The organism is Alphaproteobacteria bacterium US3C007, from assembly GCA_034423775.1.
In the GTDB taxonomy this organism is placed as follows: Bacteria; Pseudomonadota; Alphaproteobacteria; order Rhodobacterales; family Rhodobacteraceae; genus Thalassovivens; species Thalassovivens spotae.
The window spans coordinates 959,375-980,195 of the sequence record CP139918.1 but is presented as its reverse complement, the minus strand read 5'-3'; the positions used below and the strand labels follow the sequence as shown (position 1 = coordinate 980,195).

Below are 20,821 nucleotides of genomic sequence, written 5' to 3'. Positions count from 1 at the left end.
ATAAATCCTTATATTAAATTAATTTATATATTATTTTACAAATAATAGAATCAATTGCAACGTTGGTCTTGTTGTGGATGCATGGCACTGAAAAAAATAATTCGCGATTGTAATATGATTGCTGCCTAGCTTGAATACAGAAGCCGTAAACGGCGCATAAGCTAAGTAAAGGGGGGAACAAGTGGCCGGAATAGCGCTAAGTGGCGTGACCAAATCCTATGGTGGTCAGTCTGTAATAAATGGTGTGGATTTAGACATACATGATGGGGAGTTTCTCACCTTAGTGGGCCCTTCCGGTTGCGGTAAGTCGACAACGCTGAGAATAATTGCGGGCCTTGAAACGCAATCCAGCGGTGATGTCTCTATCGATGGCGTTAGCGTGAATGAAACACGGCCCAGCCTGCGCGATTTGGCAATGGTGTTCCAATCTTATGCGCTTTACCCGCATCTCACAGTTCGTCAAAATCTTATGACGCCCTTGCGGCTGAGAGATCTGAGCTTTTGGGAGCGGTTTCCCCTATTGGGGCATTTGCTGCCCAGCCGCCGATCCAAAATGGTGCAAATTGAAAAAGAAGTTCAAATCGTTTCAGAAACGCTGAAGATTGAGCCGCTTTTGGCGCGCAAACCAGGCCAGCTTTCGGGGGGGCAAAGGCAGCGCGTTGCCCTTGGTCGTGCGATGGTGCGCAACCCGGCGGCCTTCTTGATGGATGAGCCCTTGTCAAATCTGGATGCGAGTTTGCGGGTGCATATGCGCGCTGAATTATCGGCGTTGCATAAGAAGCTCAAAACCACGTTTATCTATGTAACGCATGACCAAGCGGAAGCCTTAACCATGTCGGATCGCATTGCGGTGATGATGGATGGAGATTTGCTGCAATTGGGATCCCCTGAAGAGGTGTATCAAAACCCTCAGGATATTCGGGTGGCGGAATTTATTGGCAGCCCAAAAATGAATATTCTTCCAGGTCATTGCGATGAATTTGGACATATCACCTGCGCTGGTTTGAGCTTGGGCGGGGTGCTTGCCGACCCCGCTCCGGGGCCCGTTTCTGTGGGATTACGGCCCGAACATTTAACGTTGACCGACGCGGGGGCCGCGCAAAGCTTGTCCGGCAAATTGACCTATAAGGAAAATCTTGGCTCGGATGTGTTCTTTCACGTTACGCAAGAGGGCAGCGAAAGCGCCATCATTATACGGGCCCAACCTTTGGCGGCAACGCCTCAAAAGCCCGGCGATACGCTTCACTGCGCCCCCGTGCCGGGCAAACCTTTGGTCTTTGGTGCTGATGGGCGGCGGTTGGATTTTAACCATGTGGCCAGCTCTGGGAAGCTAGCCTGATGGGGCGCTCGAAAGCACATTATTGGTTCGTTGGTCCGGCAATTTTTTTGATGCTTTTGCTTCTGATCGCGCCCGTCTTTGTAGCCGCCGCATTGTCGATGACAGATTATAGCCTAGGCAATAGCGGTTTTAATTGGATCGGTTGGGAAAATTACGAAAAACTGTTTAGCCGCCGCAGCTATAGCAAAATGTTCACAGCCTCGCTGACCTATGTTTTGCTCGTGGTGCCGATCTCTGTGGCATTGGGGCTGGGATCTGCGCTTCTCATTTCAAGTTTGCGCATCGGGGGGGAGCTTTACAAGGCGATCTTTTTCCTTCCCGTTATGGCCACATTGCTTGCGATGGCGATCGTGTGGGAATTTGCGCTCAACCCAATCGTTGGCGTGGTAAATGATATCTTGCGCTCTGGTTGCGATAAATCCGCGATCTATGCGCTGCTCTCGGGCTCTTGGTTGGGCTATGATCCGCTGGACAGTTGGTATGGCTCGGCCTGCGAAAAGAAATTTCCACTATGGCTCGGTGATCGGCAATATGCGCTGGGCACGATCGCCTTTATTGGCATATGGCAGGCCTTTGGTTTCAATATGGTGCTCTATCTTGCAGGGCTCACGTCGGTGCCAAGAGAGCTATATCAGGCAGCGCAAATGGATGGGGCTGACAGCGCTTGGGAGCGGTTCAAACTTGTTACCTGGCCGATGCTGGGACCAACGCATGTGTTCGTGATAACCATTTCGTCGATCAGATCCTTTCAAGTCTTCGATACGGTGGAGGCCTTAACGGAAGGTGGCCCCTCAAAGTCAACCTATGTGATGGTCTATGCCATGTTTGAAAAAGGCGTACGACAGAACCTGCTGGGAATGGGCTCTGCGATCACGATTGTGTTTCTTATCTTCGTTTTGATCCTGACATTGGTGCAGGTGTATTTCGTCAATCGGAAGGTGCATTACTAATGTCTATTCATACAAATTGGCTGGGAGAGTTTTTCAAGCATAGTTTGTTGCTTGCCGGAGCGGTTGTGGTTTTATTGCCGTTTTATCTGATGCTGTCTTATTCGCTGAAAAGTCCGTCCGAGATTGAAACCAACACTGGTGGGTTTTTCGGGGCGCAACAAATCATGACCGATAACCGCTGCGTTAAGGCGGGCAATCCAGAAGAAAACTGCCTGATGCGGCCGATCGTTTACAATTACACGGCCGCGTTCAAAGAAGCGCCCTTGGTGCGTTATATGCTCAATGGCGTTTTTGTCACAGTGAGCATATTTTTAATTCAGGTGATCATTGCCCTCCCCTGTGCTTACGCGCTGTCTAAGCTCAGGTTTTGGGGCCGCAATGTGGTGTTTGGGATGGTCATTTTCTGCTTGCTTATCCCCGTGCATGCGATTGCCCTTCCGCTTTATATTATGCTTGCAAAAGTGGGGCTGACCAACACATATGCGGCGCTGATCGTGCCTTGGAGTATCTCGGTTTTTGGCATCTTTTTGATGCGGCAGTTTTTCATGACCGTGCCAGATGATTTGATCGATGCCGCGCGCATGGATGGGATGAGCGAATTTTCGATCGTTTGGCAGGTGATGCTGCCCACGGCCATTCCCGCGCTGCTTGCCTTTGGTATTTTTTCAGTGGTGGCGCATTGGAATGATTATTATTGGCCGCGCGTTGTGATCACTGGGAATAAAGATTTGATGACACCGCCCTTGGGCTTGCGGATGTTTAAATCAGACATGGATGGAAACGAATATGGCCCGATGATGGCTGCAACCACCGTGATTGTTTTGCCTTTGGTGATCGTCTTTCTGCTCGCCCAAAGGCGGTTCATTGAAGGGATCACGATGACGGGAATGAAATGAGAATTTTTAGGGATACCGGTTTGGCTGCATGCCGGCCCGGTTTAAACGAGGAGCTACAAGCGTAACACGCGCAAAAGGTTCCTATAATTTGGGAGGTAAAGATGAAGAACTTGACTAAATTTTCTGCACTTGCTTTGGCGACCAGCGTTCTGACGACACCGGTCCAAGCCGTTGAAATCGAGGTAGGGTATGCCTATTCCTCGTTGTTTGATGTGACGATGGAGCGGCTCATACCTGAGTTCAAAAAAGCGCATCCAGATATTGATGTGAAATTTCGGGCGACCTATGAAAATTATGAAGATGGAACCAACACAATTTTGCGCGAATCCGTCGCTGGAGATTTGCCAGATGTGACCTTTCAGGGTTTGAACCGTCAGGCATTATTGGTTGAGAAAGGCATTGCAAAATCGCTTGAACCGTTCATTGCCGCGGAAGCGGATTTCGCAAAAGATGGCTATCATCAAGCGATGTTAGACCTGGGCACATTCAACGGCGAAGTGTATGGCCTGCCCTATTCGGTATCACTGCCGGTTGGGTATTACAATATGGATAACCTCAATGCAGTTGGCATTACAGAGCTTCCGGCCACTTGGGATGAGGTCATTGCCGCGTGCCATACATTGATGAAAGCGGGTCATAAAACACCCATGTGGTGGGGCTGGAGCGTCACGGGCAACTGGTTTTTCCAAGCGTTGATGTGGAGCCAAGGCGAGCCTATCTTGAAAGATGGCAAAGTCAATTTTGACGGTGAAGCCGGCTTGGCAGCGCTTGAGCAGATGAAAAAGCTGTTCCGCGAATGTGATATGCCAAACCTGTCTGCTGGCGATGCGGGCGTGCCCTTTAACTCGGGCGAGGTGTCGATGTATTTCTGGTCAACATCTGCGGTTGGTGCGATTGAACGCGCGAAGGGTGATTTTGAACTTAAAACGGGTAAATACCCTGGCATGGGCCAAACCCCGATGGGCCTTCCTGCGGGCGGCAACTCGGTTATGATGGTGTCAACCTCTGAAGATCCAGCAGAAATCGATGCGGCTTGGAAATTTGTAAAATTTGCCACATCGGGCGTTGGCGCGGCATTGGTTGCGGAAACGACGGGTTATATCCCACCCAACAAAGCAGCAAATGATCTTTTGACTGATTTCTATGCGCAAAACCCGAATAAATACACAGCGGTTGAGCAATCTGGGTTGCTGCGCGATTGGATCGCCTATCCGGGTGATAACGGATTGGCCATCACGCAGGTTCTTTATGATGGTATGGAATCCATCGTGACGGGGGAATCTGATGATATGGCCGAGCTTCAAGAAGAGCTGGTTGAAGAGGTCAACGACCTGCTTCCAAAATAATCAGTCTTTAAACAGATAAGATCTCCGGGCCTCCAAGAGCCCGGTGATCTTGGCTAACAGGTTGTTACAGGGCTTATATCATGACAACAAATACCGAAATCGAAGGTCGCCGCGACAAGTCTGTTGCCAGAGCAATCGCGTATTCTTCTACCTTCATCGCTGAAAAAGCAGAGAATGCCGAAATCTGGGATGTTGAAGGCAAACGCTACATAGATTTTTGTGGCGGTATTGGCTGTCAGAATATTGGCCACCGCCATCCGCAGGTTGTTTCTGCCATTAAGCATCAGTTAGACAGCCTGACGCATACCTGCTTTCAAGTCACACCTTATGAAAGTTACATCGCCCTAGCCGAGCGGCTTAACGCGCTGTATCCGGGTGATTTTGAAAAGAAATCAATGTTCTTTTCTGCAGGGGGGGAAGCCGTTGAAAACGCAATAAAGGTGGCGCGTTATCATACGAAACGGCCGGCGCTGATTACCTTTACCAATGGGTATCACGGGCGCTCTTATATGGGCATGGCGCTGAGTGCCAGAATGGTCCCATTTAAGCAGGGTTTCGGGCCATTCCCGGGTGAAATTTTTCGCCTGCCTTTTCCGGATGCGTTTCGTGGCATAACGCTTGAGGATACAAAGCAGGCCTTTGAAACATTATTCAGAAGCGATTGTCCACCAGATCAGATCGCCGCTATATTTGTTGAGCCGGTGCAGGGCGAGGGCGGTTACAATATCGCCTCGGGTGAGTTTCTCACCTATCTGCGGGCGCTTTGCGATACGCATGGCATCGTTTTGGTGGCAGATGAAATTCAATCAGGGATCGGGCGTACCGGCAAAATGTTTGCCTTTGAGCATTTCGGAATGTGTGCGGATCTCACCTGTGTTGGCAAAAGCATAGGCGGCGGCTTGCCGATTTCGGGCATAGTGGGCAAAGCCTCTATCATCGATACAGTGCCCCCGGGCGGATTGGGGGGCACGTTTGGCGGAAACCCGATGGCTTGCGCTGCTGCGCTGGCGGTGCTTGACGTGATTGAGAAAGAAGGCCTGTTGGATAAAGGCTTGAAAATGGGTGAGCTAATCGACTCTCGCTTGCAAAAAATGAAGCTTAAGAACTCGTTGCAATGTATTGGCGATGTGCGCGGGCTTGGCTGTATGAACGCGATTGAGCTGGTGACGGATCGTGCCAGTGGCACCCCCGATGGAGCGTTGGCGGCCAAAGTCGCCGAAATCGCTCTAAAGAAGGGTCTTATTTTGGTAACGGCGGGCCCAACACGCAATGTCATTCGTATTCTGGTGCCGCTGTCAGCGCAGTTTTCACTGGTAGAAGAAGGCCTAGACATCCTGGAAGCGTGCTTAGAAGAAGCCACGGCGTGATCTTGGCGTATAGGCCATATAAAATGACGGGAAAATGCGCATGAAAATGAAAGCCGCCATTCTCAGAACCACCTCGGCACAAAGGCCGTTCAGCGTCAGCAAACCGCTTAGCATAGAAGAGGTTGAGTTAGATCCCCCAAAGCGCGGGGAGGTCTTAATTAAGGTTAAGGCCGTAGGTTTGTGCCATTCCGATCTTGTTGCGATCACCGGAGAGCGCGCCAAACCAATGCCAATTGTGATCGGGCATGAGGCGGCGGGGATCGTGGAAGAGATAGGCCAAGATGTGCAAGGCTTTGCGGTGGGCGATCACGTAGTGCCCTCTTACGTGGCCAGTTGTGGGCGCTGTGAGATGTGCAGCGTTGGCCGACCGGCACTATGTGAACCTGCAACGATTGCCAATGCAAACGCTGTTTTAAAGGATGGAACAACGCGATTGCGGCAGGGCAGCACCCGGATTCATCATCATTCCGGGGTGGCCGGCTTTGCCGAATATTCGGTTATACCCGAAGAAGCTTTGGTAAAAATTGATAAATCTGTTCCCTTTGAACATGCGGCGCTGTTTGGTTGCGGCGTGGTGACCGGTGTGGGCTCGGTGATTAATACAGCGCAGGCGAAACCGGGCCAATTTATCGCGGTGGTTGGGCTTGGCGGCGTTGGCCTCAGCGCGGTTTTGGCGGCTTTAGCGATTGGGTCTGGGAAGGTTTTGGCGCTGGATCTCAGCGAAGAGAAGTTGGCATTTGCGCGCGAACTTGGCGTGCATCACGCGCTGAATGCGGGGGATGCGGATGTTCAGGCGCAGATCGCTGCTTTAACCGGAGGGGGTGTGCATATCGCCATCGAGACGGCAGGGTCAAACCGTGCTTTGCAGATGGCTTATGATATCACCCGCCGGGGGGGCACGACTGTGACGGCGGGAATGCCTGGCCCGGAGGCCGAGATTACTTTATCGCATTTGAAAATCGCCGCTGAAGAGCGCAGCATAAAAGGCTCTTACATGGGCAGCTGCGTGGCAAAAAGAGACATTCCGCGCTATTTGAACATGTTCCAAAACGGCAGCCTGCCAGTGGATAAATTGATGTCGCGTTTGATCGGGTTTGATGATTTAAATGCAGCGATGGATCGCCTTGCCGATGCAAAAACTGTGCGCGAAGTGCTGATTCCTTAGCTTTAGGGGGAAAGCTTAATGGCGTTTAACTTTTCTGCAAATACGGGATATCTTTGGAAAGAGCTGCCGTTTTTGGACCGGATACGGAGCGCCAAAAAATACGGGTTCCACTCGGTTGAATTGCACGATGAAGCGCATTTTGAAGATCTGGGTGATTTGAAATCTCTGTTGAAAGAGGTTGGGCTGCCCGTGAACAGTATGAATATACGCATGGGCCCCAGTTTTGGTTGCGCTGCGATTCCAGATCGTCAGCACATCGCGCGACACGACATTCGGGAGGCGGCGAGGCTTGCGCAAGAGATCGGAGCCAAGGCGTTGCATATTTTGTCAGGCTTCAGTGAGCAGACGCCAGAAGCATTCGAGACCTTTGTTGAAAATCTCGAATATGCGCTGGATCATTCGACTTTAACCATTGTGATTGAGCCGGTATGTGAAGAACAATTGCCCGGGTATTTTTTACGGACCCTTGCGCAGGCGGGCCAAGTTCTGGACGCGATCAACAATCCGCGGTTAAAAATTATGTTTGATTGTTACCATGTGTTCATCCAAAGCGGTGATCTATTGGAACATTTTTCACGCTATGTCGATAAAATTGGTCACATTCAAATTGCAGCGGCAGAGCAGCGCGCCGAACCGTTTCCAGGGGCGCTTGACTACGGCGTTTTACTGCCTCAGTTTCAAGCTTTGGGATATCAAGGGGCATTTGGATGCGAATACCGCCCCAAATCCAAAACAGAGGCAGGCTTGAGCTGGCGGGATCAATTTTCAACATTGGGCGGTTAAAATGGCGCAAAAATATTCCTTAAAACCGAAAGCCAGCGTGTCGGAGGGCGATGTCAACCTATCGCCTCAAAGAGCGGCTTGGTCGGCAGCCCATATTGATGCCTCAACCCAAGACCTGCTTGCACAAGACGCGCAGTATTTTTTGCATCAATCGTTATCGAGCCCCTGTTTGAACGTTTTGACGCATAGCAACGGGATCTACTTGGAAGATACCCAAGGCCGTCAAATCATGGATTTTCATGGAAACAGCGTGCATCAAGTTGGCTATGGCCATCCCAAAGTGGTTGACGCGATTAAAGAGCAGCTGGATACGTTGCCATTTTGTCCGCGTCGCTACACAAACCAAACGGCAATTGATTTGGCGCGTCGTTTAGCGGAATTGGCGCCGGGGCAGCTTAATAAAATGTTATTCGCGCCTGGCGGCACCAATGCAATCGGCATGGCCTTAAAACTGGCGCGCTACGCGACCGGGCGGCACAAAACCATTTCGATGTGGGAAAGCTTTCACGGTGCCTCACTGGATGCCATCTCGATTGGCGGGGAAAGCCTGTTCCGGAAGGATGTTGGGCCGCTTTTGCCGGGCTGTGAACATATTCCACCGCCAACGCGCGGAAAATGCCATTTCAATTGCCAAGATGAGCAGCATGAGGGCTGCCTAAACTACTTAAAATATGTGATAGAAATGGAAGGTGATATTGGGGCTTTGATCGCCGAACCCATGCGTTGGACGAGCGTTGAATTGCCGCCCAAGAATTATTGGCGCCGCGTCCGTGACATTTGCGATGAACATGGCATTCTTTTGATTTTTGATGAAATTCCATCCGCGATTGGCCGTACCGGAGAAATGTTTGTCTGTGAGCATTTCGACGTGGTGCCTGATATGCTGGTGATCGGAAAAGGGCTGGGTGGAGGTATTTTCCCGATGGCGGCGCTGCTCGTGCGAGAAGATCTGGACGTAACGGGGGATCGGGCTTTGGGCCATTATACGCATGAAAAATCTTCGGTTGGTTGCGCGGCGGCTTTGGCCACGATTGACTGTTTGTTTGAGGATAGGCTTATTGAAAACGCGCGTGCGTTGGGGCGGCGTGGATTAGAGCGGCTTTTAGAGATCAAAGCTAAATATCCGCTGGTTCATGATATACGGGGCTTGGGCTTATTTTTTGGCATTGAGCTGCGGATTGATAACCAACCGGCGCTTAAAGCTGCCGAGGATATTTTATACCATTCGCTGTCACATGGTTTGAGTTATAAAATTGGCGGTGGCTGCGTGCTGACGCTCTGCCCGCCCTTAACCATTACAGAATCCGAGTTGTTTTCAGCCTTCGATATTATTGAACAGGGCCTGGCTGCCGTTGCGCCCTGCGCATAGGGGCATGTTCAGCGCTGTTTAACCGCATAGCCCGTCGAAAACGGGCCTGCGCTGCACTCTTAGGCGCGTTTTGTTATGTTATGGCGAAAAGCGGTTTGCGGCCCCTGTGCAGTAAGCGCGCTTAAGGCCAAACTGCGATCCATATTTTGCATTCGAAATTTCAACATTTGCCGCGTCAGACGGGCAAGGTTGGGGGCGTAGTTCGCCTGTTCTGCTACGTTTTCAAGCTCTCCTTTCTTTGCATGGTCAAACAGTAAAGGTGGCAGATCGCCGGCAAATTCAACCAGCGTGAATTGCGCATCGCGTAAAATGCTTAAACTGCACTCATCAACGGATAGTCCCAGCTGCTTTTGCCATTTAGTCGGAAAAAGGGGATGTCCAAAATTTAGCTCTGAGAAAGTGAATTTACGCCAGTTTTCGGGTGTTTCCCCTTTGATGAGCGGCAATAGGGACTGTCCATCCATCGAGTTTGGAATATCTGATCCGATCCAGTCAAGTATTGTTGGGGCAATATCCACGCTTTCAGTTTGCAGCTGCACTTGCATTCCAGATTGGGCCTGTAGCTGCGGCGCTCGGATAATAAGGGGTGTGTGATAGGCGGCGTTATAAACGCTCATTTTGCCCCATGCGTGGCGATCCCCCAGCATCTCACCATGATCTGCTGTGATGATTACCAACGTGTCCTCATACTGGCCCGCTTGTTTCAAATCGGTGATCACCCGCCCGATATGATGGTCTACTTCGCTCGCAAGCCCAAGATATACAGCGCGCAAAGCCTGCACCGTATCTTCGTTGGGTTTCAAATCGGGCATGCCAGATACGAAATGCGCCGGGGTTGCGCTGTCAAACATTGGGGCGAAAAACGGATGCACGGCTTCTTCTGACGCCTGACTGTTTAGGCGGTGGGGCAAGGGCAGTTTTTGGGGATCATAAAGCGTATTATAGGGGGCCGGCGCGACCAAAGGCGGATGCGGGCGTAAATAGGTTAAATGCGAAAACCAATTAGAGGTATCCCGGGTTGCGCGATCGGCCAAATAGGCATTTGTTAAAAAGGCGGTATCGCTGTCTTTTGCGGCGTAAAGCGCTGGGTCAGTGATTTCGGGGTGGGCGCCATCCGCGGCCACTGGGATGTATAAATCATCATGATTTTTGAAAATATAGCCTTGCGCTGCTAAATGCGACAGCCAAGGAATAGATTGCTCAGATCGCATTTCGAGCCGCTCTTGAAACCCGGGCATCACATATTCATAGGTTGTTAGCGCGGGATCATCTGCTGCGTGAACGCGCGGGTCTAGCGAGGTGTCGGTATAGCCGTAAAGAAGCGGCAGATAGCCTGATTTTCGCAATTCGCCTGGAAGGCTTGGAATGTCATGCCGCAGCGGTGCACCATTGCGCACGGAGCGGTGGTTCATCGAATATTGCCCCGTCAAAAGCGAGGCGCGCGATGGTCCGCAGGGATTTGTGACTGAAAAATTGCGGGTAAAGGTCACCGCTTCGCTCATAAACTGGCGCAAGTTGGGCAAATCTACATGCGTGGCAAGCGCCCCTGTCAGACAATCTGCCCGCAGCTGGTCAATCACGATAAACAGAACGTTGCGCGGCTTGGCCATTGGGTTTCCTTTCAGGCTAGAGCGGATGATAGGTAATCCTTATCGGGCGGTCTAGCGGGGTTACTCGGTTTTTCCCGTAAAACTCAAATTCTAAGAAAGCGCAATTAGGATCACGCCAAAGGCAACAACGCATGCGGCGCAGATGCGCATCAGAACTGGCCGCTCTTTAAACCAAATGACCCCGATAAGCGCCGCCAAAATAACCGATGTTTCGCGGATCGCGGCGACCAAAGCCAAAGGCGCTAAGGTTTGCGCAAAAACCGCCAAAGCATAAGACAGGCTTGAAAGAACCCCGCCTGAAAATCCCGTCAAAAATTGTTTTACACCATTTTGCCTGATCAAGGCGCGCCGAGGCATTAGCACGAATAGAGTGACACAGATTTCCGCGGTAAAAAGCCATGTGATATATGAGAGAGGCGCGCCTGAAACGCGCACTCCAATCCCATCCACGATTGAATAAGCCGCCACCATTAAAGCGGTGATGAAGGCGGGAAACAGGGCTTTTGTAACCGCACCGGTGGCGCGGGATACGACCAGGAGCGCAACGCCGCAAGAGACGCCGATGATCCCACCCCAAGCCATGAGCGATAGAATTTCCCCCGGCCAGATCGTGGCACCCAAGGCGATTAAAACCGGCGCTGCCCCCCGCGCAATCGGATAGGCCACTGAAAGATCGCTGTTTTTATAGGCTGCAATCAAGAAAAAGTAATAGCCCCAATGAATTACCGTTGACGCAACGATATAGGGCAGAGCTGCCATATCCGGCGCGGGCAAGATTAAAAAAAACGGCAGGGCGGGTACGAAATGCCCTAAAGAGACCAAGCCAATCGATAATGCGCGATCAGCGGCTCCCTTGACCATAGCATTCCATGTGGCGTGCAAAAGCGCCGCGCTTAACGCGATTAGCATGACCCCGGGGCTTATCATCGGGTCTTACATACAGTACGGGTGCCGGCTACGCTTTTCGTGCTAGTCACGAAAAGTCAGCAAGCCCGCGCCGCTCATCACTTGTTTGTCTATGGCCATGGCAAAGAATAGGTTTTGACATTTGTGAAGAATTTCATGGCTTCCAAAACCCCTTCTTTGACGCCATTCCCGCTATCTTTGATGCCGCCAAAGGGTGACATCTCAATACGGTACCCCGGTTGTTCCCAAATGTTCACAGTGCCCACGTCCAACCCCTCGATAAAGGCTTGCATGCGGGTAAAGTCATTCGTGCAGACGCCGGAGGACAATCCAAATTCGGTAGAGTTTGAAATTTCCATCACGGCATCATCATCATCGGGCACGCGCACGATCGGCACGATGGGGCCAAAGGTTTCTTCCATTACCAATTCTGAGCTATGGGGCACTTTATCGATCACGATCGGGGGCAAAAGCGCTCCGTTACGCCCCGGATGGTACAGGATTTCTGCGCCCTCTGCTTCGGCCATATAGACCCGCTTTTCAAATAGTTCTGCAGCTTTTGCATGGATCACGCAGCCCAATTGGGTGTCTGGATCCATCGGATCGCCAAAGCGGATGGCTTTGGCTTTTTCCAGCACCAGGGGTACAAATTTATCCGCCACGCTGTTTTGCACCAAGATCCGCTTAACTGCCGTGCAGCGCTGGCCGGAATTTCCCGTGGCACCGGCCACCGCAATCGTCGCAGCTTTTTCAAGATCTGCATCAGAGAGATCATTTAGAATAATCAGTGGATCATTGCCGCCAAGCTCAAGCGCGGCGCGTTTATATCCGGCTTTTTGCGCAATCATTTTGCCCACAGGCACACCGCCGGTGAAGGTGACAATATCAATATTTTCATTGGTGACCATTTCATCGCCAATATCTTTGGGCCATCCGGTGACGATTTGGAACATTTCAACCGGCAGGCCGGCTTCGTATAAAATATCCGCCAATGTGATCGCAGTCAGCGGTGTTAACTCGGTTGGTTTGCACACAACGCAGTTATTGGTTGCAATCGCGGGGGCGATTTTATGCGCCACCATATTTAAGGGATGATTGAACGGGGTGATGGCTGATATCGTGCGCACGGGTTCGCGTTTGGTGAATATTTTGCGCGGCTTTCCATGCGGTGTCAGATCGCAACTGAAGATTTGACCATCATCTTGAATGGCGGCCTGACCGGCCAACATAAACACATCATAAGAACGCCCGGTTTCATACAGCGCATGCTGTTGGCAAATGCCCAATTCCAAGGTGAGCCAATGCGCGATACTATCGCGGCGTTCACGGATCAATTCGGCCGCGCGAAACAGAATTTTCTGGCGCTCATACCGCGTTAAGCTGGGCTTATAAGCGGCGGCAATTGCAAAGGCTTGCGCCGCATGCTCTGCGGTGCCGGCCGGCACCGTGGCCACCACCTCATCCGTATAGGGATAGCGCACCTCGACCACATCGTCTGTAAAGACTTTTTCGCCTCCGATGCGCATGGCTTCGTGTCGAATTTCTTCTGTAGCTGTCATTTGGAGCCTCATTCTTCTTCGCGTTGTTTAATTTGCGGTCATCGCCCATCTTCAGACAACCGCGGTTTTCTTAAGAGAAGGGCAGTGAGGTTTTTTCAACCCCCTCCTCGTTTTTAAGCTCGCCAAAAGACTTTGGCGGGCGCATGTTGAGCGCAGATTTACTGCGCTGCCGCTTGCAAGGCATAATAAAACGCATCAAAATTTCGCAATTGGGGCGCATTTGGCAAATCCATAACCCGGTTTACGATGAACGGCACGGTTTGTTCGGTAAGCCCGCCATGGCTGCGCAAGGGTTCTTTCAGTGCGGCCAGATCATGGCGATGCTGGGAAGTGCCAATGGTCATATTTTCGGTTGAAACCATGACAATATCGCCAATCCGATCTGCGGGCAGTTCAAATTCGGCCACCGCCTCTTCTTTGCTGAGCACAGAAAGCATTTCGGGCAAAGCTGTTAGGCGGGCAATAATTTCCCCATGATCGCAGCCCTCTGGCAAATAGGCCGTTGCAAACGAACCTAAAGCGCCATGATGCACAACATAAGGATCGGTGATGGGCAGAATAACACGGGCGGCTTTTTCACCCAGCCACTGGTCTAATACATCCTGAATATAAATCACCGCTGGGGTGCCATCGGCTTGATGTTTGGGCTTCATACCATGATCGGCGGTCACCACAATTGCTGCGCCTAATGCGTCTAATTCAGCCAGATAACGGTCAAACATAGCATAGAAATCTTTTGCGCCTTGCTCATCAGGGGCAAATTTATGTTGGATATAATCTGTGGTTGACAGATACATCACGTCTGGCGCCCAGGTTTTGAGAAGCTTTACCCCAGCGGCAAAAACAAATTCTGATAAATCGGCAGAATAGACTTCTGGGACGGGGCGATCCATATAGGCGCTTGCATTTTCAATCCCGTTTTCGGCCAAGGTAGCTTGATCGGCCTTTTCTGAGGAAAAACAAATCGCCCGATCTTCATCAAATTTCAATCCCGCGCCCAACAGCGCCCGCAATTTGTCTTTGGCCGTGACCACGGCCACTTTTGCCCCGGCATTGTACAGGCCGCCAAACACGGTTGGGGCGCGCAAAAACCGCACATCATTCATCATCACTTCTTCGCCGGTTTCCGGCTCATACAGGTAATTGCCGCAAATGCCATGTACGGCGGGTGGGCGCCCTGTCGCAATCGACATATTGTTGGGGTTGGTGAACGAGGGGATCACCGAATGGGCAAGATGATCGCTACCCATGGCCCGGATACGCTTTAATGTGGGCATCAAACCTTCGCCAATCGCCACATCCAAATACGCCGGTTCACAGCCATCAAGACAGATCACAATCGCGCAGGTTTTTGGGGCTGTATATACTCGCCCGTTTACATTTACATCCGTATTCATTGTCATTCGATTGCTTTCTTCATTCGTTAGGCTAATAATTTGCGTCGTTCGTTAAGCGCGGCGCGCGGCGGGGCCGCATCTGCAACGCCCATTTGCGCCAATGCGGCTTTCACCGCAGTCAGCAGTTGGTGCATCACATCGGTGTCTATCTGACCAATACACCCGATTCTAAAACTGTCTACAATTGTCAGCTTTCCGGGATAGATAATAAAGCCCCGTTCTTTCATCGCATCATAAAACTGGCTGAATTTAAATGCCGGGTCAGCAGGGCAGAAAAATGTAACGATGATTGGCGATAACCAGCGCTCTTCCAGCAATGTTTCAAATCCAAGTGCGCGCATGCCCGATACCATGATATCGCGGTTTTGAGTGTAGCGCGCCCCGCGCGCCTCAACACCGCCCTCTGCAGCATGGGCGGCCAAAGCCTTTAAAAAGGCGGCCACCACATGCGTGGGCGGCGTAAAGCGCCATTGCCCGGTGTCATTCATGACCCGCCATTGCGCTTCAACATCAAGGCTTAAAGAATGCGCATTGCCGCGCGCGGCCTGCAACTCGGTGGTTTGCGCGATTACAAAGCTGAAACCGGGCACGCCTTCGATACATTTATTGGCCGAGGAGACAAAAGCTGCGCATCCAAGCTGGGCGGGGTGCAGCGCAAGCGCCCCGAAGGCCGACATCGAATCAATCAACAATTTGCGCCCCGCGCCGCGGGTTGCTTCGGCAATTTCTTCGATCGGGTTTAAAATTCCGGACGAGGTTTCGCAATGAATTGCCATCACATGGGTGATTGCCGGATCCTTTGCTAAAATTTCTGCCACTTCAGCGCCGCGAGGTGGCATATAATCCCCCTTGTCTAAAACGACTTTATCGCGGCCAAGATACTCTAATGTGGCGGCAGCACGCATGCCATACGCGCCATTGGCCAAAACCAAAACCTTGCCATCTTGGGGTACAAAACTGCCCAACATGGCTTCAACCGCGTAAGATCCAGGGCCTTGCATTGGTACGCAATCATAAAGATCGGCTTTTGGGCCAATCAGCGCCAGCAAACCTGTTCGTATCTGCGCTGTCATAGTGCGAAAATCATCATCCCAACTGCCCCAATCTTTGAGCATCTCTTGTTTTACTTCATAGGCCGTGGTGAGCGGCCCTGGCGTTAACAAATACGGCTCGCCAAGCGCGGGCTTGGGTAATTTTTCAAAACGGTCGGTGTTTGGCATATGGGCTCTCCCAATTTACATTCCCTAAATGCGCCTCATTATGCCATAAGTAAAATACATTAATCATATCAAATGATCGGAAAAACTTATATATGAGATATTCCCAACTTCGCGCCTTTCACTTTGTTGCGTTGCATGGAGGGTTTTCCAGCGCTGCGCGCGCGTTGAACCAAAGCCAGCCCAGCTTATCCGATCACGTACGGCAATTGGAGCAGCTGCATGACACGCTTTTGTTCCATCGTGAAAAAAAACATGTGCAGCTGACCGAAGCTGGGGATGAATTATTTTTGCTGACGCGGCAGTTATTCGATGTGGAAGAGCAAATCGAGCTCTGCTTAAGCAAGCGCCAACACCAGCTGCGGGGCAAGTTGCGGGTGGTGGCAGATTCGGCTTTACATATCACGGCGTCGCTCAGCGCTTTTCGCGCGGCGAACCCGAAAACCTTCGTGTCTGTTCGAACGGGAAATTCGGAAGATGTGCTGCAGCGTTTACGCCATTATGATGCCGAGATTGGCGTGGTGGGCAATAGCCCTTCAGCGCCCGATTTGGTAGAAATTCCGATGGGGGATGCGCCAATTGTCGCAATTATGGCACAAGACTTTTTACCAGAAACGGTTCAAGAGCTTGCGTTTGAGCAGCTTGTAAAATGGCCTTTGGTATTCCGTGAAAAAGGATCAAGTACACGGCGCTGTATCGAAGCAGAGGCGCAGGCCTCTGGGCTGCGTTTGCGCCCGGTGATTGAAGTTGACGGACGTGAGGCGCTGCGCGAGGTGGTGGCATCGGGGGCGGGTATTGGATTTGTCTCGCGCGCCGAATTGGGCAATGCTTCTGATATTCGTGCTGTCGCAATTTCGGGCGTCACGCTGCGCATGAAAGAATCTTTGGTATTTTTATCCGTCCGCCGGGATCAACCCATGATCCGTGCTTTTTTGCGCTGTATTGACGCGACGCATCTGTGATGCCTGTCCATTAATTCTGAGAGAAGTGAGGGGCGGCGTATCGGTACTGGATCTTTGAGAGGGGGATGGAAGGATTTTTTAGAAAAGCTGGGAGTATTTATTTTTGATTTGCAGAAATGCCGTAAAACGCAAAATACGCGTTTGTACAAAGACGGGCTAAGCGATCTAAATAGAGGAATCGTTTTCTTCAAGTTTCTGTTTTAGCAGTATTTAAGAATTAAAAATAAGTTGTTATGCGATTCTTGAGATGCCTGCCCGATTGGTCATGATCTTTGGGTTTTTGTTCGGCGCGAACAGATTTTTGCTAAATTTCCCAAATTATTTTTGAAAGACCGTCAGCAGTCAGCTTTCATTGACAAACGCTATGAAAATTAGAGTTTGGAACAGAGGCCTCGTGTTAAATTTTTCAAAAAAGATCTGTGATATACCAAAAAAGGGGAGCGAAGAAAGTTTTTGGAGGCTACATTTACCTTGAATTATCAAAAAAAATACTTTTCCATCACACCCGATCCCTAATTGCGTATTTGCGAAGAATACTCTGATCAAGGGGATGAAACGTTAACGCCCTCGAGAGGCAGGCCTTTATTGATGTCGCGTAAGTTTTGGTTTTTGGATCTTTTCTCGTTGACATGACAGGTGTGCTTTTAGGCGAAGAAAGGAAGGTCAGACGGAGTTGACTGTCAATATTTTAAATTGTGACGATCGCGCCGGATATAGTATGTCTGACCTAATCTATCGTGTCGCTGACTTGGCGCGCACGAGAACTAAGCGCGTCATCAGATCGCGCATGATACAACTAACCTAAGGAGAGAACATGAAACGTTTATTGCTTTCTGGCGTGGCTGCGATTGCATTGCCGGGTATGGCATTTGCCAATTGCCCCGCGATCACGGTTGCCGATATGGGGGGAGTCGCGGCAGGCGCTTACCCGCAACAATATGATTTGGCCGAGTTCGAGGCTGCGGCCGGATGCACTATGGCGCTTTCGGGAAATCCGGATGCTGCTGCATTAAACGCGCGCATCCAAGGCAATGGCGCTCTGCCAGCTTTGGCGGACCGGTTGCCTTCAGAGCCTTTAGTGATGGTTCCTTATGATGCCGTGGGCCGTTATGGCGGGCAATTAGACGTTTTATCGAATGCGACGGAAGCAGGAACATCTGACTTTTTATCCGTGCGCCATGTTAGCCTTTTGCGTTATTCGGATGATCTTCAGACGATCGTTCCGAATGTGGCGAAATCCTTCGATTGGAATGATGATTTTACCCAGCTGACAATCAAGCTTCGGGAAGGCCATAAGTGGTCGGATGGCGCGCCATTCACCAGCGAAGATATCGTGTTCTATCACGATAATCTAATGTTGGATAAAAATATCTTTGAAACGCCGAAAGATTATATCACCGTCGCAGGTGAGGCGATGAGCGTAGATGCGCCCGACGCCACCACGGTGATTTTCAACTTACCTGCGCCCAAACCCGGCCTGATTGCGCATTTCGCGACACATTATTCGCAACCGTTCCAGCCCAAGCATTTCCTGGGTCAGTTCCACCCAGGTGTTGACTCGAATGCGGATGCCAATGCACAGGCGCTTGGCTTTGAAAATGGCTATGCTGCGATTAAGGCCTATTACGGTAATTCGGATTGGACGGATACGCCAACCCCAATGCTGTCAAACCCGGATCTGGTTGCTGGCCTTCCTAAAGCAACCTATCCTACGCTTGAAAGCCATATCGTAATCGCCGACACCCCCGAAGGACGGCATTTTGTTGCTAACCCTTATTTCTTCCAAGTGGATCCGACTGGCCAGCAATTGCCTTATATCAATGAGTTTGATGAAGTTTACATCAATGATAATGAGGTGCGTATACTTAAGATTGTAAATGGCGAGATCGATTATAAGGCCCAGTCTTTGCAATTGGCTTCAGCACCAATCCTGCTCGAAAACCAAGAAAAAGGCGATTATACGGTTCATTTGAAGCCTGAAATTACCATCGGTGCTTTGGGCTTTAACGTGACCCATGAAGATCCGGCCAAACGCGAGGTTTTTGGTAATATTGATTTCCGGCGGGCGATGTCAATCGCGATCAACCGCAGTGAGATGAACGAAATCGGCTTCTTTGGTCAAGGTACGCCTCGTGCCTATACTGGGTTTTCACCGCTGCCAGCATTTGCTGATGCGTCAATGGAGACCTATGCCACTGAGTATGATCCGGCTGGTGCCAATGCGCTGCTTGACGGGCTTGGCATGGCCGACACGGATGGTGATGGTATTCGCGAATTGCCAAATGGCGATAAGCTTGTCTTGAATCTTAACTTTTCAACTCAAGGGATTGCTGGCCAAACTGTCGAATTAGCGGCGCAATATTGGCGCGATGTCGGCATTGCTTCTGTTGTAAAGGAAGTTACACCGGATGAGTATCGTTCGGCTCAGTCTTCTAATAAACTGGATGTCAGCATGTGGCGCAAAGGTCAGCCTTTGGCGATCGTTCTGGGTAATAATGAGCTATGGGTTCCACCCTATGAAAATTATTTCGGAAACCGCAATGCGATGCTTTGGGCCGAGTGGATTGATTCTAACGGGTCTGCGGGCGAAGAGCCTCCAGCTTGGGCCAAGCAGATGATGGAAGACATCAATGTTCTGCAATCCGCCGCAGCAGGTTCTGATGCTTTCAATCAGGCAGGTGCAAGAATGGTCGAACATATGACCAAAGAATTGTTGTTCATTGGTACGGTGATTGCCCCTGCGCCGATGATTCATCGCAACAATCTGATCAACTTTACCGAAACCAAGACTCATAGTTACGAATATTACCGGACTTATCCTTACCGTGCGACCCAGTGGTGGTTGGACGAGTAAGCAGTAAGGTTTTTGGTGAACTGATGACGGGCGGCTTGCCGCCCGTCATTGATTTTAATATGCTTCTGGGCAGGGCGAACAGGAAATTACAATGCTAAACTTTGCGCGCTTCGTGATAACACGGGCCGTTATGGCGCTGATCACGCTAATAATAGTATCGCTCTTTGTGTTCTTACTGATGGAGTTGGTGCCAGGTGATTGTGCTGAACGCTATCTTGCCTTTAAGAATACCCAAGGGTCTTCGATCCAAATTGCCAATGAATTGGAGGCCGAAAGGCAGCGGCTTGGTCTCGACCGACCTTTCCTTGAACGTTGGAGCAAATGGATCGTTGGCGCCTTTCAGGGTGAGTTTGGGAATAGCTGTATCCTACGGGTGAATATCGCTGATCTTTTGGGCGATAAGTTTTTGCTATCGCTTGGCATCTGTCTTGCCTCGCTGGCTTTGGCCTATGCAATCGCAATTCCGGTGGGGATCATTGCTGCTGCATCCAACAATCCATATCTGAATAATTCTTTGCGTATCATTAGCTATCTTGGTCTTGCGATGCCAAACTTCTTGCTGGCTTTAATGATTATGCTCTTCGCCACGGTTTATTTTGGCGAAACGCTAACAGGACTGTTTTCTAGCCAATACCGCGATGCACCCTGGTCTTGGGCACGTTTTGTCGATCTTCTGAAACACGCATGGCTGCCCGTATTCATTCTGGGCTGGTCCGCAACCGCTTTTGCCCTGCAAACGGTGCGGGCTTTGATGTCAGATGAGATCGGGAAGCTTTACGTTACAGCTGCAACCGCGCGCGGCGTGCATGGCCGCAAGTTGCTCTGGAGATATCCGGCGCGTCATGCGCTTGGACCAATCATTAACTCGCTCGGGTTTGACCTGAACCGTATTTTCAATGAGTTGCCCATTGTTGCCTTGATTCTTGTGATGACCGATGCGGGTAAGCTTTTGATCGATGCCCTTGCGCGCTCAAATGACCAGCAGCTTGCTGGGGCGATTATTTTCCTATTAACCGCGTCTATAGTGGCGTTAAATTTTTTCACGGATATCTTGCTGGCAACCATCGACCCGCGTGTCCGCAAAAGCATCGTGAGGTGAGG

16 protein-coding genes are annotated in these 20,821 nt (G+C 50.7%); 11 read left to right on the top strand and 5 right to left on the bottom strand.

Features of this window, described 5'->3' with window-relative positions:
• Positions 1-181 precede the first annotated feature (181 nt).
• The 8 genes from UM181_04870 to UM181_04835 all read left to right on the top strand — a co-directional run bounded on the left by UM181_04870 (position 182) and on the right by UM181_04835 (position 9,215).
• A complete protein-coding gene (locus tag UM181_04870) occupies positions 182-1,339 on the top strand; it encodes an ABC transporter ATP-binding protein (GenBank protein WQC63938.1) in 1,158 nt (385 codons plus the stop codon).
• Positions 1,339-2,289, top strand: coding sequence for a sugar ABC transporter permease (locus UM181_04865; GenBank protein ID WQC63937.1), 951 nt, complete (start codon positions 1,339-1,341; stop codon positions 2,287-2,289). The genes UM181_04870 and UM181_04865 overlap by 1 nt, the downstream gene beginning before the upstream one ends.
• On the top strand, positions 2,289-3,185 hold the full coding sequence (locus tag UM181_04860; GenBank protein ID WQC63936.1) for a carbohydrate ABC transporter permease: 897 nt from the start codon (positions 2,289-2,291) through the stop codon (positions 3,183-3,185). Before UM181_04865 ends, UM181_04860 begins: the two co-directional genes overlap by 1 nt.
• A gap of 101 nt (positions 3,186-3,286) precedes the next feature.
• On the top strand, positions 3,287-4,531 hold the full coding sequence (locus UM181_04855; GenBank protein ID WQC63935.1) for an ABC transporter substrate-binding protein: 1,245 nt from the start codon (positions 3,287-3,289) through the stop codon (positions 4,529-4,531).
• A gap of 80 nt (positions 4,532-4,611) precedes the next feature.
• The gene (gabT, locus tag UM181_04850; protein WQC63934.1) at positions 4,612-5,898 is read left to right on the top strand and encodes a 4-aminobutyrate--2-oxoglutarate transaminase; all 1,287 of its coding nucleotides are present in this window, start codon (positions 4,612-4,614) and stop codon (positions 5,896-5,898) included.
• A gap of 40 nt (positions 5,899-5,938) precedes the next feature.
• Positions 5,939-7,063 carry a zinc-dependent alcohol dehydrogenase family protein gene (locus tag UM181_04845; GenBank protein ID WQC63933.1) on the top strand — a complete coding sequence of 375 codons (1,125 nt, stop codon included), beginning with the start codon at positions 5,939-5,941 and terminating at the stop codon, positions 7,061-7,063.
• Positions 7,064-7,081: 18 nt separating this feature from the next.
• The gene (locus UM181_04840) at positions 7,082-7,846 is read left to right on the top strand and encodes a TIM barrel protein (GenBank protein WQC63932.1); all 765 of its coding nucleotides are present in this window, start codon (positions 7,082-7,084) and stop codon (positions 7,844-7,846) included.
• Between the two features lies 1 nt (position 7,847).
• Positions 7,848-9,215 (top strand): aspartate aminotransferase family protein, encoded by a 1,368-nt coding sequence (locus tag UM181_04835; GenBank protein WQC63931.1) that lies wholly within the window; start codon positions 7,848-7,850, stop codon positions 9,213-9,215.
• 59 nt (positions 9,216-9,274) lie between these two features.
• On the opposite strand, the gene UM181_04830 is transcribed toward UM181_04835, so the two are convergent.
• The 5 genes from UM181_04830 to UM181_04810 form a co-directional block, all read right to left on the bottom strand.
• On the bottom strand, positions 9,275-10,825 hold the full coding sequence (locus UM181_04830) for a sulfatase-like hydrolase/transferase (protein WQC63930.1): 1,551 nt from the start codon (positions 10,823-10,825) through the stop codon (positions 9,275-9,277).
• A gap of 90 nt (positions 10,826-10,915) precedes the next feature.
• Positions 10,916-11,752, bottom strand: coding sequence for a DMT family transporter (locus tag UM181_04825; protein ID WQC63929.1), 837 nt, complete (start codon positions 11,750-11,752; stop codon positions 10,916-10,918).
• An 89-nt stretch (positions 11,753-11,841) separates the two neighbouring features.
• Positions 11,842-13,290, bottom strand: coding sequence for a phosphonoacetaldehyde dehydrogenase (gene phnY / locus UM181_04820; GenBank protein WQC63928.1), 1,449 nt, complete (start codon positions 13,288-13,290; stop codon positions 11,842-11,844).
• 158 nt (positions 13,291-13,448) lie between these two features.
• Positions 13,449-14,693, bottom strand: coding sequence for a phosphonoacetate hydrolase (phnA, locus tag UM181_04815; GenBank protein ID WQC63927.1), 1,245 nt, complete (start codon positions 14,691-14,693; stop codon positions 13,449-13,451).
• A gap of 20 nt (positions 14,694-14,713) precedes the next feature.
• Positions 14,714-15,907, bottom strand: a complete 1,194-nt coding sequence (locus UM181_04810) for a 2-aminoethylphosphonate--pyruvate transaminase (GenBank protein WQC63926.1) — start codon at positions 15,905-15,907, stop codon at positions 14,714-14,716.
• Positions 15,908-15,999: 92 nt separating this feature from the next.
• Between UM181_04810 and UM181_04805 the strand changes: the two genes are divergently transcribed.
• The 3 genes from UM181_04805 to UM181_04795 all read left to right on the top strand — a co-directional run bounded on the left by UM181_04805 (position 16,000) and on the right by UM181_04795 (position 20,819).
• Positions 16,000-16,866 (top strand): LysR substrate-binding domain-containing protein, encoded by an 867-nt coding sequence (locus tag UM181_04805; protein ID WQC63925.1) that lies wholly within the window; start codon positions 16,000-16,002, stop codon positions 16,864-16,866.
• A gap of 814 nt (positions 16,867-17,680) precedes the next feature.
• Complete coding sequence (locus UM181_04800) at positions 17,681-19,720, top strand: ABC transporter substrate-binding protein (protein WQC63924.1); 2,040 nt, start codon at positions 17,681-17,683, stop codon at positions 19,718-19,720.
• A 91-nt stretch (positions 19,721-19,811) separates the two neighbouring features.
• Positions 19,812-20,819 carry an ABC transporter permease gene (locus UM181_04795; GenBank protein ID WQC63923.1) on the top strand — a complete coding sequence of 336 codons (1,008 nt, stop codon included), beginning with the start codon at positions 19,812-19,814 and terminating at the stop codon, positions 20,817-20,819.
• Positions 20,820-20,821: the final 2 nt, after the last annotated feature.

Excerpts from the sequence above, each read along its gene's own strand:
- phnA (WQC63927.1), bottom strand. The coding sequence starts at position 14,693 with ATGACAATGAATACGGATGTAAATGTAAACGGGCGAGTATATACAGCC.
- UM181_04795 (WQC63923.1), top strand. The coding sequence starts at position 19,812 with ATGCTAAACTTTGCGCGCTTCGTGATAACACGGGCCGTTATGGCGCTG.
- UM181_04830 (WQC63930.1), bottom strand. The coding sequence starts at position 10,825 with ATGGCCAAGCCGCGCAACGTTCTGTTTATCGTGATTGACCAGCTGCGG.
- UM181_04845 (WQC63933.1), top strand. The coding sequence starts at position 5,939 with ATGAAAATGAAAGCCGCCATTCTCAGAACCACCTCGGCACAAAGGCCG.
- UM181_04860 (WQC63936.1), top strand. The coding sequence starts at position 2,289 with ATGTCTATTCATACAAATTGGCTGGGAGAGTTTTTCAAGCATAGTTTG.
- UM181_04805 (WQC63925.1), top strand. The coding sequence starts at position 16,000 with ATGAGATATTCCCAACTTCGCGCCTTTCACTTTGTTGCGTTGCATGGA.
- phnY (WQC63928.1), bottom strand. The coding sequence starts at position 13,290 with ATGACAGCTACAGAAGAAATTCGACACGAAGCCATGCGCATCGGAGGC.
- UM181_04810 (WQC63926.1), bottom strand. The coding sequence starts at position 15,907 with ATGCCAAACACCGACCGTTTTGAAAAATTACCCAAGCCCGCGCTTGGC.
- gabT (WQC63934.1), top strand. The coding sequence starts at position 4,612 with ATGACAACAAATACCGAAATCGAAGGTCGCCGCGACAAGTCTGTTGCC.
- UM181_04835 (WQC63931.1), top strand. The coding sequence starts at position 7,848 with ATGGCGCAAAAATATTCCTTAAAACCGAAAGCCAGCGTGTCGGAGGGC.
- UM181_04800 (WQC63924.1), top strand. The coding sequence starts at position 17,681 with ATGAAACGTTTATTGCTTTCTGGCGTGGCTGCGATTGCATTGCCGGGT.
- UM181_04825 (WQC63929.1), bottom strand. The coding sequence starts at position 11,752 with ATGATAAGCCCCGGGGTCATGCTAATCGCGTTAAGCGCGGCGCTTTTG.
- UM181_04840 (WQC63932.1), top strand. The coding sequence starts at position 7,082 with ATGGCGTTTAACTTTTCTGCAAATACGGGATATCTTTGGAAAGAGCTG.
- UM181_04855 (WQC63935.1), top strand. The coding sequence starts at position 3,287 with ATGAAGAACTTGACTAAATTTTCTGCACTTGCTTTGGCGACCAGCGTT.
- UM181_04865 (WQC63937.1), top strand. The coding sequence starts at position 1,339 with ATGGGGCGCTCGAAAGCACATTATTGGTTCGTTGGTCCGGCAATTTTT.